Raw genomic sequence first — 15,617 nt, 5'->3', positions numbered from 1 at the left:
CTACTCCGGTTACGCCGGGCGAACGCCCGCAGCAAGCAGTGCCTGCTCGAATTTATCCAGGAAGATTTTCAGCTCTTCATCGCTGATCAGCAGAGAAGGCAGCAGACGCAGAACGATACCATTGCGACCACCACGTTCCAGAATCAGACCCGCTTCGAAGCATTTCTTCTGAATCAGTGCAGACAGCTCGCCGTCGCCCGGGAAGCAACCCATGTGGTCAGCCGCTTCGTGTGGCTTAACGATCTCAATACCGATCATCATGCCCAGACCGCGAACGTGGCCGATGACCGGATAACGTTTCGCCATCTCTTTCAGCTGGCCTTTCAGCCATTCGCCCTGTGCAGCCACTTTGCCTGCGATGTTCTGGTCTTTCAGGATTTTCAGCGTCGTCAGACCGGTTGCCATCGCCAGCTGGTTGCCGCGGAAGGTGCCGGTGTGGTGACCCGGTGCCCATGCGTCGAACTGCTTTTTGATACCGAGCACGGCCAGCGGCAGACCGCCGCCAACGGCTTTAGACATCACGATAATGTCTGGCTCAATGCCCGCATGTTCGAAGGCGAAGAATTTACCGGTACGGGCAAAGCCTGCCTGAACTTCGTCGAGGATCAGCAGAATGCCATGTTCCTGCGTCACTTTACGGATGCGCTGCAGCCACTCAGCCGGAGCCGGGTTCACGCCGCCTTCACCCTGAACGGCTTCGAGGATCACCGCTGCAGGTTTACGCACGCCGCTTTCAACGTCGTTAATCAGGTTGTCGAAGTAGTAGGTCAGCGCTTTAACACCCGCTTCACCACCGATACCCAGTGGGCAGCGGTATTCGTGCGGATAAGGCATGAACTGCACTTCTGGCATCATACCGTCAACCGCTTCTTTCGGAGACAGGTTACCCGTCACGGACAGTGCGCCGTGGGTCATCCCGTGGTAACCACCTGAGAAGCTGATGATACCGCTACGGCCGGTCACTTTTTTCGCCAGCTTCAGCGCCGCTTCAACGGCGTCAGCACCGGATGGACCGGTGAACTGCAGGCAGTACTCTTTGCCCTGACCCGGCAGCAGAGAGAGAAGGTATTCAGAAAACGCGTCTTTCAGAGGCGTCGTCAGATCCAGTGTATGTAACGGCAAGCCGCTGGTAATGACATTTTGGATGCTTTTCAGCACATCAGGATGGTTATGTCCAAGCGCAAGGGTTCCTGCACCTGCTAAACAGTCAAGGTATTCTTTATTATCTGCATCGGTGATCCACACGCCTTCTGCTTTAGTGATCGCTAAAGGCAGTTTGCGCGGATAACTCCTGACGTTAGATTCAAACTCGGCCTGACGGGCCAGATAGGTTTCGTTGCTTTTGTGGGCATCTACAGTGTCAATACGGACTTTATCCGTCATCATATCACTCCTACAACCGCCGCTTCGTTATGAGCCACGATTGAATAAAAAGTTAAAAAACAGATGGGGCCTGAAAAAAACGCCGCCAATATAGAGCCTTTTGCCACGGGGCTCAATGGTTAATTTGTTTACTGTTTTGTGACATGGGTTACAGGGGCGGGTTTATCCCCGTTTAAGGAGAGGAAATTACACTTTATGGTAAATAAAAACAGCCTGTTACGTACTTTACGCCCTGATTGTAAAATCATAAAAAAGAGTGTGGCAAATTGTGCGATTCGCTTGATGAAAAGGAGGTAAGCCGCCTCCTTTGCACGCTTATTTCTGCGACCTGTGCAAAAAGCTGCGGTCAGGATGCATGCGCAACGGAATCACGCTTTAAATATGGACTTTCAACACGTGTGGTTTCCAGGTGTTGCTCACCGTTAATAATATGCAGGGCGCTCAGGCGACCAATTTCATAATGCGGCAACTGAACCGTAGAGAGCGGAGGGAGGAAGAGTTCCCCAATGCCGACCATATTGTCGTAGCCGATAACCGCGACATCCTCGGGAATGCGAAGCCCTTGCGCCAGTAGCGTCTGATAGACCATCAACGCGATGCGGTCGTTGCCGCAGATCACGGCGTCGAACCGTGGGACACCATTCTGGATGCGCGCCAGCAACACTGAGGGAATGTCACGATAGTGCTCATCGCCGGGCGCCATATAGTTGTGCTCCAGGCTATCCGGGTCGATTCCCGCTTCAAGGCATGCGCGTTCCAGCCCCTGACGGCGTCGGGTTGTGGCCAGGTGGCCCGCAGGCAAATGCAGGCAGAGTGGTTGTTGATAGCCCTCCGCAAGCAACGCGCGCACGGCGGTGTACTGCCCCAGTTCGTCATCTGGAATATAGCTGGCTACCCGTTCACCGTCACTTTCGCAGTTGGCCAACACACAGGGTAGGGTGAGCAACTTAGCCGGGAGAGGAACCTGACGTAGCCCCATGGTGGTGTAAATAATCCCGTCAGGCCGATGAGACAGGAGAAGGTCGACAATGGCGTCCGGATTATCATCGCTAAACATATTCATCACGAAGCTGTTCCAGCCGTGCATCCTGGCGGTCTCTTCAATGGACAGCGTAATCTCCACCGAGAAAGGTGTCGTCACCGTATCAAGGGCCAGCACGCCGATGGTTTTAGGTGAGGCATGTGCACCACGTATCTTCTTGGCGGACAGATCGGGCACATAGTTGGTCTGCTCGATGGCCCGATGTACGCGCGCCAGCGTTTCCGGTTTTAGGCGCTCCGGGCTGTTAAGCGCACGTGATACGGTCATCAGAGACACGTTCGCCAGCTTTGCGACGTCCTTCAGGGAAGCCATTTTCTTACTCCGTCAATGATCTGTAAGAGAGAATATACAACTAAGTAACTGATGTAAAAGGAAAGCCTGTTCAAGGGTTGTGTCGTGCAGCGATCACAGATGAATATTTGATCGCGATCGCACTCCTTCAATGTTAACGTTAACTTTCGTGATTAACATCATAAATCTTAGTCAAACAGCATGAGAATAAAATTATGTTAACGTTACCATCGTGTCATTACTCCAACATGAGAATGTCATGATGAAAACGCATCACTCTCACAGCTACCCTTTATTGAGCGCATTACTGTTTTTCTTTTTTGTGACCTGGTCGTCTTCCGGCTCGTTGCTTTCTATCTGGCTCCACCAGGAAGTGGGCTTAAAGGCAGGGGATACCGGCATTATCTATGCCGTGCTTTCAGTCTCTGCGCTCTTTGCTCAAATCTGCTATGGATTCATTCAGGACAAGCTCGGTCTGAGAAAAAACCTGCTCTGGTTTCTGACCAGTCTGCTCATTCTATCGGGTCCGGCGTTTTTGCTGTTTGGTTATCTGCTGCAGATTAACGTTTTACTCGGCAGTATTTTCGGCGGGGTTTTTATCGGTTTGACGTTTAACGGCGGGATAGGGGTACTGGAATCCTATACCGAGCGCGTGGCACGCCAAAGCCAGTTTGAATTCGGCAAAGCGAGGATGTGGGGATCGCTTGGCTGGGCAGTGGCGACCTTTTTTGCGGGACTCTTGTTTAACATCGATCCGAAGCTGAATTTCGCTGTCGCGAGCTGCGCAGGACTGGTGTTTTTTATTTTGCTGGCGCGTCTCAGGGTCTCTTCGGCACCGCACGCCATGCAGGAAGCGGTCTCCGGCGGCAAGGTCACGCTGGAAGACGCGCTGCGCCTGCTGACGCTGCCACGCTTCTGGGCGCTGGTGTTTTTCGTAATCGGGACCTGTATTTACGGCGTTTACGACCAGCAGTTTCCGGTCTATTTCTCCTCCCAGTTCCCGACGTTGCAGGAAGGGAACGCCATGTACGGCTACCTCAACTCCTTCCAGGTTTTCCTTGAAGCGGCGGGGATGTTCTGCGCTCCCTGGCTGGTGAATCGCCTCGGCGCGAAGAATGGCCTGATTTTCGCGGGAATGGTGATGGCGATGCGTATGGTGGCATCGGGACTGGTTGAGGGGCCGGTATTGATCTCCATAACCAAACTATTGCACGCAGTAGAACTGCCTGTTTTGCTGGTCTCAATCTTTAAATACAACAGTTTACATTTTGATAAGCGGCTCTCTTCCACCCTTTATCTGGTGGGCTTCGCCTGTACAAGCTCGGTAATTGCCTCAGTCCTGTCGCCGCTGGCAGGTTACAGCTATGAGAAATACGGTTTTGCCCAGTCTTATCTGATTATGGGGCTGTTAGTGTTCAGCACCACGTTTATCTCCATCTTCCTTTTGCGCTCGGGTAAGTCCTCTTCTGACCCGCTCATGCCGCAACCTTCCACTATCTGATCGAAAGAGTAGAGCAATGACGTATTCCATTACGAAAGCAGAGCAGGAACTTCAGTCCAGACGCGAGGGGCTTAACCTGCGCTGGTATCCGCGTTACCACCTCGCTGCACGCGCTGGCTGGATGAACGACCCTAATGGCCTGGTCTGGTTTGATGGCTGGTATCACGCCTTTTATCAACATCATCCGTATTCGACCCAGTGGGGCCCGATGCACTGGGGCCATGCGCGCAGCAAGGATTTAGTTCACTGGGAACATCTCCCGGTTGCACTGGCGCCAGAAGGAGCAGAAGACAAGGATGGCTGTTTTTCCGGATCGGCAGTGGTGGATGGCGATACGCTTGCGCTGATTTACACCGGACATAAATTCCACGGCGATCCTGATGATGAGGCAAATCTCTACCAGGTGCAGTGTCTGGCGACCAGCCGTGATGGTATTCATTTTAGCCGGGAAGGCATGGTTGTTGACACGCCGCCTGGCCTGCATCACTTCCGTGACCCGAAAGTGTGGCGTGAGGGGGAGAGCTGGTACATGGTCGTCGGTGCGCGGGACGGCGAAACGGGTCAGGTGCGCGTGTATCGCTCTGAAGATCTGCACGCGTGGCAGGATATGGGCGTGCTTGCGGTGGCAGAAAAAGAGATGGGGTATATGTGGGAATGCCCTGACTTTTTCACTCTCAATGGCAAGCGCGTACTGATGTTTTCACCTCAGGGAGTGGTGGCTGAAGGATACAAAAATCGTAATCTATTTCAGAGTGGCTATCTGTTGGGCGAGTGGCAGCCTGGTCAGCCTTTTGTGCGAGAAGGTGAGTTTGTGGAGATGGATCGCGGACATGATTTCTATGCGCCACAAAGTTTCCTGACCCCTGATGGCCGCCGTATCGTTATCGGCTGGCTGGACATGTGGGAATCCCCACTGCCGGAGCAGGAAGATGGATGGGCTGGCATGCTCTCTTTACCGCGTGAACTGACGCTGAGTGCGGATAACCGCCTGCAAATGCGACCGGCCAGAGAGGTCGAAGGCATCCGGGGAGAGTGGTTCCCCTGGCCAGTAAGTACTCTTAAAAACCAGCAGATTACTCTGGTGGAACACTGCGACGCGATGGAGGTCATGCTGAAGTGGGATTGCGCCAACAGCGGTGCAGAGCAATACGGCATTCGTTTTGGAGATGGCTTACGCGTCTATGTTGATGCGCAGATGCAGCGCCTGGTGCTGGAGCGTTATTATCCGCAGTATGGCCTGTGCGGTACCCGAAGCGTCGCGCTGAACCTGAACGACACGCTAAGCCTGCGCCTGTTCGTTGACAGCTCGTCAGTGGAAGTGTTTGTCAATGAAGGGGAGGCGTGCCTGAGCAGCCGTATTTACCCTGATGCAGAGTGTCGCGAACTTGCGTTGTTCGCGTGGACCGGGGCCGCTTCGCTTATCGATGCCGGAGCATGGCAATTAGGGTAAACGAATGACGTCAGGAATAACGTCCTGAATTTCCTGACGTCATAATCCGTATGGTCTGCAAATAAAAAGGCGACAGGCGACGCCTTTGTTTTACGTTGCTTCTTTACTCACCGCCGATCTGCTCTGACAGAGTAATAAACGAAGATGAACAGGTGATTCCTTTCCCGGTCTCTGCTGTGATGAGTACCGCGATAAATCGAAACCCCTTGCGCCTGGCACGCCGCCGCGGTTACACTAAACAACAGCAATAAGCGTTAATTAACTAATTGTTTTAAAAGTATTTTGACTCGGGGTGCCCTTCATTGTGAAGGCTGAGAAATACCCGTATTACCTGATCTGGATAATGCCAGCGTAGGGAAGTCAGATGCCTCCCCGGTCATCGCTTCTTCACGCAAGGCAGGAGCGAACCCATGCAGCCTGACCTGCTCGATTTACACGTTTTACATCATTTCCGTACCCGTTCTCCGCTTACCCATTGCATGACCAACGATGTCGTACAGACCTTCACGGCTAACGTGTTGCTGGCGCTTGGCGCATCCCCTGCGATGGTGATTGAGGCCGAAGAAGCTGAGCAGTTTGCCGGGATTGCCGATGCCCTGCTGATTAACGTCGGCACGTTGACCTCGCCGCGCGCCCAGTCGATGCGTCGGGCGATTGAAAGCGCGGTGGCGGCAGGAAAGCCCTGGACGCTGGACCCGGTGGCCGTGGGCGCGCTGACGTTCCGCACCCGCTTTTGCCACCAAATTCTTGCCCTTAAACCGGCCGCCATTCGCGGCAATGCCTCCGAAATCCTTGCCCTTGCCGGAATGAGCGCCGGTGGGCGCGGCGTTGATACCACCGATACCGCGGTCAGCGCGGTGCCAGCTGCACAGGCGCTGGCCCGTCAGACCAATGCCATTGTGGCGGTGACGGGGGAAATAGATTACATCACTGACGGACAGCGCACCCGAACGGTTGCGGGCGGCGACCCGCTGATGACCCGCGTGGTGGGTACGGGCTGTGCGCTCTCCGCCGTCGTCGCGGCCTGCTGTTCGCTGCCGGGCGACAGGCTGGATAACGTTGCCGCCGCCTGCGGATGGATGAAGCGTGCCGGAACGGTTGCCGTTACGCACGCTCGCGGGCCAGGCAGTTTTGCGAGCGCGTTCCTTGATGCGCTCTATACGCTGGAGGAGCAGGCATGAAACGGATTAACGCCCTGACCATTGCCGGTACCGACCCCAGCGGCGGCGCGGGTATCCAGGCTGACCTGAAAACCTTCTCGGCACTCGGCGCGTACGGCTGTTCAGTGATTACCGCGCTGGTGGCGCAAAATACGCGCGGCGTGCAGTCGGTTTACCGAATCGAACCGGATTTTGTTGCCGCGCAGCTTGATTCGGTGTTCAGCGACGTGCGCATTGATACCACAAAAATCGGCATGCTGGCCGAAACGGACATTGTTGAAGCGGTGGCAGAACGACTGAAGCGTTATCAGGTGCAAAACGTGGTGCTGGACACCGTGATGCTGGCAAAAAGTGGCGATCCGCTGCTTTCCGCTTCCGCGGTTGAGACGTTGCGCCGGAAATTGCTGCCGCAGGTGGCGCTCATTACCCCTAATCTGCCGGAGGCCGCCGCGCTGTTAGGCACATCGCATGCGCAAACTGAACGTGAAATGAAAGCTCAGGGAAACGCGCTGCTGGCGATGGGGTGTGGCGCGGTGCTGATGAAAGGTGGGCACCTGGATGATGCTGAAAGCCCTGACTGGCTCTTTACCCGCGACGGGGAAGTGCGTTTTACCGCCCCGCGCGTACAGACAAAAAATACCCACGGCACGGGCTGTACGCTCTCTGCCGCGCTGGCGGCGCTGCGTCCACGGCATGACAACTGGGCCGATACGGTACGCGAAGCGAAGACCTGGCTCTCGGCGGCGCTGGCAAAAGCCGATACTCTGGAAGTCGGTCACGGTATTGGGCCGGTTCATCATTTTCATGCATGGTGGTAAGCCAGTATACTGGCAGGAAACACCACGTCTGAGAAAACAGAGATGGAACAAGCGCATACCCGATTAATCGCTCAACTGAATGAACGGATCGCCGCGGCCGATAACACACCGCTGTACCTGAAATTTGCCGAAACGGTAAAAAACGCGGTGCGCAGCGGGGTGCTGGAGCACGGGAATATTCTGCCCGGCGAACGCGATCTCAGCCAGTTAACCGGCGTGTCGCGCATCACCGTGCGCAAAGCGATGCAGGCGCTGGAAGCCGAGGGCGTTGTAACGCGTGCCCGGGGTTACGGAACGCAAATCCACAACATCTTCGAATATTCGCTGAAAGAGGCGCGCGGTTTTTCTCAGCAGGTGGTGCTGCGCGGTAAAACGCCCAACACGCTGTGGGTCAATAAACGGGTGGTAAAATGCCCGGAAGAGGTGGCCAGCCAGCTGTCGCTCGAGCCTGAAAGCGAGGTGTTCATGCTGAAACGCATTCGCTATGTTGACGACGACGCGGTGTCGATTGAAGAGTCCTGGGTGCCGGTCGGATTAATTCCCGATCCGGATGCGATTGGTATTTCGCTGTACGATTACTTCCGCAGTCAGAATATTTTCCCGCAGCGTACCCGTTCACGGGTGAGCGCCCGTATGCCGGACAGCGAGTTTCAGGCGCACATCAAGATGGACGAAAAAATACCGGTGCTGGTGATCAAGCAGGTTGCGCTTGACCAGCAACACCGGCCGATTGAGTACAGCATCAGCTACTGTCGTAGCGATCTATACGTCTTTGTGTGCGAGGAGTAGTTCCTCGCGAGTGGGGGCGCAATCACCGCCGCGGTGGCTGACCACCCAGGACGCCACGGCATTCCCCAACAGAATGGCATCTGCCAGTGACCATCCTGCCGCCAGCCCGGCGAGCGTGCCGCCCGCATGGCTGTCGCCTGCGCCAATGGTATCCACGACCGTGGCCGGAAACGCCGGAACAACGCCTGAAGCATCGCCGTCATACCAGGCCGCGCCGTCTTTATCATGACGGACAATCAGAGCGGCGCCGAAACGCCGCTGCCATTCTACGCCGAGGTTTTCAGGCTTCACCCCCAGTCTTTCTGCCGCAATTTCTGCCTCCTGACGATTAAGCGACACGATCGGCCTGCAGGCCATAATCCGCGCCATAAGGGGGTCTGGAATATCCCCGATGCGCGGGCCGAAATCGATCAATGCCGTCACCTCATGTAACCCTTCCAGCCAGCTCGTCAGCAGCTCACCGCACGGTGAGGCCAGCTGATATCCGGACAAATAAACCAGGCTGTGTGATGGTACAGACAGCGTATCAAGCCAGCCCGGCTGCCACTGGTTCTCCACCCCGCTAAACGACATAAAGGTGCGCTCGCCGTCAGGCTCTACCAGCGCCAGGCACCAGCCGTTGTCGCCGGTTTCGGCCTCCACGGCGCTGTGCAGATCCTGTTTTGCCATCGCGTTGCGGATAATATCCGCCCACACGCCGTGGCCGACGGGAAGGGCGTTTTGTGCCACAATGCCGAGTCGTTTCAGGGCGATGGCAATGTTCAGCGCGCAGCCGCCGATATTCACACCCTGCTGTTTAAGCTCGATATCGCACCCGCGCCAGGGCAGGGCGTAGGCGTCGGCGATGACGTCAATCACCGCCGCGCCCAGCACCGTCACCGGGCGTGTGGCATACAAGGTTTCGAGACGTCGGGCAAACGAGTTCATACGCCCTCCCTTTGCTCCCGGTAGTGCAGCAGTTTTTCGCAATAGTGGCCGAAATCGAGCTGGTTGACGGCGTCGAGCTCGGCCTTGAGCGCCGGATCAATCGCCTGCACACCATGCAACGCCCCGCAGATGGCTGTTGCCATCGCGCCAATGGTGTCGGTGTCGCCGCCCAGGTTGGCGCACAGGACCGCGCAGCGGTTCGGGTCGGTTCCCGCCAGTTCGACCATCGCAATGGCCGCCGGAACGGACTCAATGGTGCTGGTTCCCGCGCCCGTGAGCTGATAAATCTGCTCGCTGGCGGAGTCGATGCCGTTAGCTTCCCGCACTGTCTTAAGCGCCAGCTCAATACGCGCTGCCAGCGATGCACTGAAGGTGGTTGTTTTCGCCTCCTGCGCATAGCGGGCGATACCCGGCAGGGCATCGACGATGTTCTGCCAGCGTTCCCCGTCGATGGCGCGGGAAACCGCCCAGGCAATCACCACCGCACCGGCGATGGCAAGATCCGATTTATGGGTCGGGCTGGAGGCCAGTGCCACCTGCTCCACAAAATGTTCCAGACGCGTGGCCGGGAGCAGGCAGCCCAGCGGGGAGGCTCGCATCGCCGCCCCGTTGGTCACGCCGTTGTTTTCCAGTTCACTGACCGGTTTACCGTCACGGATCGCGTTTAGCGCGATTTTCGATGTCGGGCCGAGTACGTTCTTATTAAACGCGTCGAAATCGAGCGCCCAGTTCAGGATATGTTTGCCGATAACATCCGCATCAATCTGTCCGTCGCATTCGATAATCGCATCCGCCAGACACAGCGCCATCGAGGTATCATCGGTGAACTCGGCCTGCCTGAAATAACAGGCTGCATTATTCTCTGCCGGGCCGGGTAAAAAGCGGTCGATCCAGCCGAAGTGCGCCTTAACGCGCTTTCTCGGCCACAGCTCTGACGGCATGCCCATCGCATCGCCTAATGCCTGCCCGTAAAGGGCACCGAGAATACGGTTTTGCTTCATTTAACTTCCCCTTGTGTCAGCGCGGCATCGCCATCAACCACCTCAATTGCAGTGATCTCTTTGTCCGATTCGCGGAAAAACAGCATAAACAGCACGGCGATCACGGCAATCATGATCCCACCAAATGTCCACATTCCGGCCCAGTTGAAGGTCAGCCCATTCACCGGCTCTTTGTAGGCGAACATTTTTTCCATCATCACGCCGCCCAGGCGGTAACCCAGCAGGCTACCAAAACCCTGACAGCACAGCGTAATCAGGCCTTGCGCGGCGGTGCGCATATGCGCCGGCGCTTTTTTATCCACGTAGATATAGGCGGTGACGTAGTAGAAGTCGTAGCTCACGCCATGCAGCAGAATACCGAGGAACAGCAGGGCATAGGTGAAGTACTGTTCCGCGCCGCCGTAAACGAAGAATCCATAGCGAATGGCGGCCGTAATCAGACCCAGCAGTAAGACCTTCTTAATACCAAAGCGTTTGGTGAAGAACGGCAGGGCCAGCATAAAGAAGATTTCGGAGAACTGACCGAGCGTCATCCAGCCGGTGGCGTTTTTCATTCCCACTTCGGTGAGATAGCCGTTGGCGAAGATGTAATAGAAGGCCAGCGGCATGGCGAATAAAAATGAGCAGAAGAAGAACACCAGAAAGTTTTTATCACGCAGCAGGATAAGGGCATCCAGACCCAGCATCACTTTGAAATCCAGCTTGCCGGTACTCTTCGGCGGCGTGTCTGGCAGGAACAGGGCAAAGACACCGAGCAGGGCGGAGCTGGCTGCCGTCATCAGCAGCGGAATATTGGTATCCGAGATGTCGCTATAGCCCAGCATTTGCGGCAGGAATCCGCACGCCAGCCCGGAGGCGATCCAGCCGATCGTTCCCATCACGCGGATGCGCGGGAAATCGGCCTCGACATCGCCCACGTTGGCGAAGGCGATACTGTTGGTCAGTGCGATGGTGGGCATATAGGTCAGGGAGTAAGCCAGCAGCAGCGGGAAGAAGGTGCTGAACTGGGTTTGCTGCGCGGCGAAGTACATCAGAATGGCACCGGCAAACATCAGTACCGCCAGCACTTTCTGGGCGGCGAAGAAGCGGTCCGTCAGCGAGCCGACCAAAATAGGCGAGAGAATAGCGGCAATGGCGGTACAGGCATAAGACCAGCCGATTTCCCCGGCGGTAAACCCGCTTTTACTCAGCCACAGCCACAATGGCACAAACCAGGCGCCCCAGATAAACCATTCAACGAACATCATGAATGACAGTTGGACTTTCGTTTTCATTTTTTAATCCTGCATGTCAGTGAGGGTACGCCTTTAACATACCACTCAATAATACCTTTTAAATACCTTTGTGGCGATTGTTTGATCAATGTAACAGTTTTGTTGTACACGAATCGAGCCAGCAGATTGTGCTGAAAAAAAATGCAAAGGGTGGAAAATCGGTTAAGTCGGTACCAGGCTTAGTCTGCCCATAAAAAATGGGACGGGATAAACACACACCGACACGATGTCGGATTTACGGGAGTATCACATGACTGATATTGCGCAGTTGCTTGGCAAAGACGCCGACAGCCTTTTACAGCATCGTTGTATGACCATTCCAGCCGACCAGCTTTACCTGCCTGGTCATGACTATGTTGACCGGGTGATGGTGGATAACAACCGTCCGCCAGCGGTTCTGCGAAATATGCAAACGCTCTATAACACCGGACGACTGGGTGGCACCGGCTATCTCTCTATTCTGCCGGTAGACCAGGGCGTTGAACACTCGGCGGGTGCCTCCTTTGCCGCGAATCCGCTCTATTTCGATCCGAAGAACATCGTTGAACTGGCGATAGAAGCGGGCTGTAACTGCGTGGCGTCCACCTACGGCGTGCTGGCCTCCGTCTCGCGTCGCTATGCCCACCGCATTCCGTTCCTCGTGAAGTTGAACCACAACGAAACCCTCAGCTACCCAACCGAATATGACCAGACCCTCTACGCCAGCGTCGAGCAGGCGTTCAATATGGGGGCGGTGGCCGTTGGCGCGACGATTTACTTTGGCTCTGAACAGTCCCGCCGTCAGATTGAAGAGATCTCTGCGGCGTTTGAGCGTGCGCACGAGCTGGGTATGGTCACCGTGCTGTGGGCGTACCTGCGTAACTCAGCGTTCAAAAAAGACGGGGTAGATTACCACGTCTCCGCTGACCTGACCGGGCAGGCGAACCATCTGGCCGCGACCATCGGCGCGGATATTGTGAAGCAGAAAATGGCCGAGAATAACGGTGGCTATAAAGCGGTCAACTTCGGCTATACCGACGATCGCGTCTACAGCAAGCTGACCAGCGAAAACCCAATCGACCTCGTGCGCTACCAGCTGGCGAACTGCTATATGGGCCGCGCGGGGCTGATCAACTCCGGCGGGGCTGCAGGGGGCGACACTGACCTGTCAGATGCGGTGCGTACAGCGGTTATTAACAAACGCGCGGGCGGCATGGGGCTGATCCTGGGCCGTAAGGCGTTTAAGAAATCGATGGCCGACGGCGTGAAGCTGATCAATGCGGTTCAGGACGTCTATCTGGACAGCAAAATAACGATTGCCTGACCTGAGGACGAAACGTAGGCCGGGTAAGGCGTAGCCGCCACCCGGCAATACAATCAGCGCAAAAGCACACAGTCCGGCGGCAATCTGCACTGCAGCGCGCCGGGCAATACCTCAATGCGGAACTGCGTCCCGCTCAGCGGTTCGCCGTCGAGATTAAAGGTCATCCCGTGCGGGGCATTCACCTCAAACCATGCCGATTTCCCGGCAATAATATTCGGGCTCTCTTCGGGCTGCGTCAGCGTGGTAAACAGCGCGGGCAGCAGGCCGTCACCTGTGAAAATACGTAGCTGGAGCTGACCGTCATTGATCAGCGCCTCCGGGCAGAGCTGCTGTCCGCCGCCTGCCTGACGGCCATTGCCAATCCCAATCACCAGCGCATCTCCCTGCCAGTGAAAATCCTCGCCATGAATTTCGCAGCGGTCTGGCTTAAGGGTATCCATGCGTATCAGACCGTGTATCAGATAAGACACGCCGCCCAGCGCCGCCTTCAGCTTTTCCGGCGTTTCGCTGGTGATGCGCGTGCCAAATCCGCCCGTCGCCATATTAATAAAGCAGGTTTTGTCATTCACCTGGGCAATATCCACCGCGGTGGCTTTGCCAAGGATGGCCAGCTGGAGAGCTTTCTCTAAATCTTCCGGGATCCCGGCGCTGGTGGCGAAATCATTGGCGGTGCCGAGCGGTAAGATGCCCATCACCGGGCGGTCAGCCGGGGGAAGGTCGATAAGCGCAGAGGCGATCTCATTGATGGTGCCGTCGCCGCCGCCGGAAATAATAGTGCTGACGCCTAACGTTAAGCCTTCATGGATATAGCGTGCCGCGTCGCCCTTTTCCCAGGTTACCCGCACGTGGATACGTGCGCCATCGTCACGCAACCCCTGAATTGCCTGACGCAACAGATCGTTGCCTGCACTTTTGCCATTGAGAATCAATAAACTGTCTGGATAGGTTGCCATCCGCGCTGCTCCCTTTTTTAGCGTTAGTAAGAGTGTATAGCAGAGCGGCAAAAAGCGGGTAAGAACAGGATGAAAGGCAAAAAATAAGCCCGCGTAAGGGAGATTACGCAGGCTAAGGAGGTGGTTCCTGGTACAGCTAGCATTTATGGGTTATGTTTTTCAGCGGGGGGATAATACCCGTATTGAACGAAGCGGTATGTGATCCGATTCTAAGAATTATCCCACCGTGAAAAAATTCCCCTGATTAACTATTTACCGTGTGGGTTTCGGGTGCTTTCACCGTTGAAATTACGCATCAGCAGCGCGAATTTCAGCTCCACCTCTTCCGGAACCGGCAGCCAGACGGTATGACCGTCACCCGGGGCAACCTCAATCGCTTCGCCTTTACCGTTTTCCAGATGCTCCAGCGTGAAGTTCATATTGCCCTGCGGGGTCATCAGCTCCAGGCTGTCGCCTTTGGTGAACTTATTTTTCACCGCCACGGCCGCCAGTGCACCCTTACGCTCGCCGGTGAAGTCACCGACAAACTGCTGACGCTCGGAAACGGAGTAGCCGTGCTCATAGTTCTGGTAGTCATCGTGAGTGTGACGACGCAGGAAGCCTTCGGTATAGCCGCGGTGCGCCAGACCCTCCAGGGTTTCCAGCAGGCTGGTATCGAACGGTTTACCGGCTGCCGCATCGTCGATGGCCTTGCGGTAGACCTGTGCGGTACGCGCGCAGTAGTAGTAGGATTTGGTGCGGCCTTCGATCTTGAGGGAGTGCACACCCATCTGGGTCAGGCGTTCAACGTGGGCGATAGCGCGCAGATCTTTCGAGTTCATGATGTAGGTGCCGTGTTCGTCTTCAAAGGCGGTCATGTACTCGCCCGGACGTTTGGCTTCTTCAATCATAAACACGCTGTCGGTCGGTGCGCCGATGCCCAGCGTCGGCTCAACGTTGGTCACCGGGATTGGCTCATGTTTGTGGACAATGTTGCCGATGTCGTCCTCTTTGCCTTCCTGGACGTTGTATTCCCAGCGGCAGGCGTTGGTGCAGGTACCCTGGTTCGGGTCGCGCTTGTTGATATAGCCGGAAAGCAGGCAGCGGCCGGAGTAGGCCATGCACAGCGCGCCGTGAACGAAGATTTCGATCTCCATATCCGGCACCTGAGTGCGGATCTCTTCGATCTCTTCAAGGGACAATTCGCGAGACAGGATAACGCGGGTCAGCCCCATCTGCTTCCAGAACTTCACCGTCGCCCAGTTGACGGCGTTAGCCTGTACCGAGAGGTGAATATCCATCTCCGGGAAGTTCTCCCGAACCAGCATGATTAAACCCGGGTCCGACATGATCAGCGCGTCCGGCCCCATATCCACCACCGGCTTCAGGTCACGGATGAACGTCTTCAGCTTGGCGTTGTGCGGCGCGATGTTGACCACCACGTAGAATTTTTTGCCAAGGGCATGCGCTTCGTTGATGCCGAGCTGCAGGTTCTCGTGGTTGAATTCGTTGTTACGCACGCGCAGCGAGTAGCGAGGCTGGCCCGCGTAAACGGCGTCGGCACCATAGGCGAAAGCGTAACGCATATTTTGCAGCGTTCCCGCCGGGGAAAGGAGTTCCGGTTTAAACATGTTTGTTCTCGTTCTGATGACAGGTCAGATCCGCATGCACCAGGTGCAGCGGTAAGGGGAGATCCCCCACTTTAAGGGCGGGCATTGTAGCGCTGAGGGGCAGGGAGGTAAAGTG

13 protein-coding genes and 1 riboswitch are annotated in these 15,617 nt (G+C 55.9%); of the genes, 6 read left to right on the top strand and 7 right to left on the bottom strand.

Translation table 11 applies throughout. The features are described 5' to 3' along the window. Positions 1-9 precede the first annotated feature (9 nt). Both L3068_RS15115 and L3068_RS15110 read right to left on the bottom strand, forming a co-directional pair. Positions 10-1,386, bottom strand: coding sequence for a diaminobutyrate--2-oxoglutarate transaminase (locus tag L3068_RS15115; protein WP_014884533.1), 1,377 nt, complete (start codon positions 1,384-1,386; stop codon positions 10-12). Between the two features lie 343 nt (positions 1,387-1,729). Then, the gene (locus L3068_RS15110; protein WP_014884532.1) at positions 1,730-2,737 is read right to left on the bottom strand and encodes a LacI family DNA-binding transcriptional regulator; all 1,008 of its coding nucleotides are present in this window, start codon (positions 2,735-2,737) and stop codon (positions 1,730-1,732) included. A gap of 238 nt (positions 2,738-2,975) precedes the next feature. On the opposite strand from L3068_RS15110, the gene L3068_RS15105 reads away from it, so the two are divergent. The 5 genes from L3068_RS15105 to L3068_RS15085 all read left to right on the top strand — a co-directional run bounded on the left by L3068_RS15105 (position 2,976) and on the right by L3068_RS15085 (position 8,434). Further along, positions 2,976-4,217, top strand: coding sequence for an MFS transporter (locus L3068_RS15105; RefSeq protein WP_014884531.1), 1,242 nt, complete (start codon positions 2,976-2,978; stop codon positions 4,215-4,217). A gap of 16 nt (positions 4,218-4,233) precedes the next feature. Next, entirely contained in the window at positions 4,234-5,667 is a 1,434-nt protein-coding gene (locus L3068_RS15100) for a glycoside hydrolase family 32 protein (RefSeq protein WP_117581220.1), read from the top strand. 278 nt (positions 5,668-5,945) lie between these two features. Beyond that, positions 5,946-6,042, top strand: a riboswitch (TPP riboswitch). A 35-nt stretch (positions 6,043-6,077) separates the two neighbouring features. Next, entirely contained in the window at positions 6,078-6,848 is a 771-nt protein-coding gene (gene thiM, locus L3068_RS15095) for a hydroxyethylthiazole kinase (protein WP_047027432.1), read from the top strand. Continuing rightward, on the top strand, positions 6,845-7,645 hold the full coding sequence (thiD, locus tag L3068_RS15090) for a bifunctional hydroxymethylpyrimidine kinase/phosphomethylpyrimidine kinase (protein ID WP_047624390.1): 801 nt from the start codon (positions 6,845-6,847) through the stop codon (positions 7,643-7,645). The genes thiM and thiD overlap by 4 nt, the downstream gene beginning before the upstream one ends. 42 nt (positions 7,646-7,687) lie before the next feature. Further along, the gene (locus L3068_RS15085; protein ID WP_023330895.1) at positions 7,688-8,434 is read left to right on the top strand and encodes a GntR family transcriptional regulator; all 747 of its coding nucleotides are present in this window, start codon (positions 7,688-7,690) and stop codon (positions 8,432-8,434) included. On the opposite strand, the gene L3068_RS15080 is transcribed toward L3068_RS15085, so the two are convergent. From L3068_RS15080 to L3068_RS15070, 3 genes are read right to left on the bottom strand one after another with little or no spacing between them, the layout of a single operon-like run. Next, positions 8,408-9,361 carry a PfkB family carbohydrate kinase gene (locus L3068_RS15080; protein WP_117581222.1) on the bottom strand — a complete coding sequence of 318 codons (954 nt, stop codon included), beginning with the start codon at positions 9,359-9,361 and terminating at the stop codon, positions 8,408-8,410. The two genes, L3068_RS15085 and L3068_RS15080, sit on opposite strands and share 27 nt — an antisense overlap. After that, the gene (locus tag L3068_RS15075) at positions 9,358-10,362 is read right to left on the bottom strand and encodes an ADP-ribosylglycohydrolase family protein (protein ID WP_045280995.1); all 1,005 of its coding nucleotides are present in this window, start codon (positions 10,360-10,362) and stop codon (positions 9,358-9,360) included. Before L3068_RS15075 ends, L3068_RS15080 begins: the two co-directional genes overlap by 4 nt. Further along, the gene (locus tag L3068_RS15070; protein WP_014884524.1) at positions 10,359-11,636 is read right to left on the bottom strand and encodes a nucleoside permease; all 1,278 of its coding nucleotides are present in this window, start codon (positions 11,634-11,636) and stop codon (positions 10,359-10,361) included. The genes L3068_RS15075 and L3068_RS15070 overlap by 4 nt, the downstream gene beginning before the upstream one ends. 250 nt (positions 11,637-11,886) lie before the next feature. Here L3068_RS15070 and fbaB point away from each other — a divergent pair, with 250 nt between their 5' ends. Then, complete coding sequence (gene fbaB / locus L3068_RS15065) at positions 11,887-12,939, top strand: class I fructose-bisphosphate aldolase (RefSeq protein WP_117581224.1); 1,053 nt, start codon at positions 11,887-11,889, stop codon at positions 12,937-12,939. A 53-nt stretch (positions 12,940-12,992) separates the two neighbouring features. On the opposite strand, the gene yegS is transcribed toward fbaB, so the two are convergent. Further along, entirely contained in the window at positions 12,993-13,892 is a 900-nt protein-coding gene (gene yegS, locus L3068_RS15060; RefSeq protein ID WP_032636047.1) for a lipid kinase YegS, read from the bottom strand. 248 nt (positions 13,893-14,140) lie between these two features. After that, a complete protein-coding gene (trhP, locus tag L3068_RS15055; protein WP_008500866.1) occupies positions 14,141-15,502 on the bottom strand; it encodes a prephenate-dependent tRNA uridine(34) hydroxylase TrhP in 1,362 nt (453 codons plus the stop codon). Between the last annotated feature and the right edge of the window lie 115 nt (positions 15,503-15,617).

The organism is Enterobacter cloacae complex sp. ECL414 (assembly GCF_021869685.1).
Classification (GTDB): Bacteria; Pseudomonadota; Gammaproteobacteria; order Enterobacterales; family Enterobacteriaceae; genus Enterobacter; species Enterobacter kobei.
The sequence above is the reverse complement of the archived record's forward strand: the minus strand, read 5'-3'. Positions and strand labels throughout refer to the sequence as shown.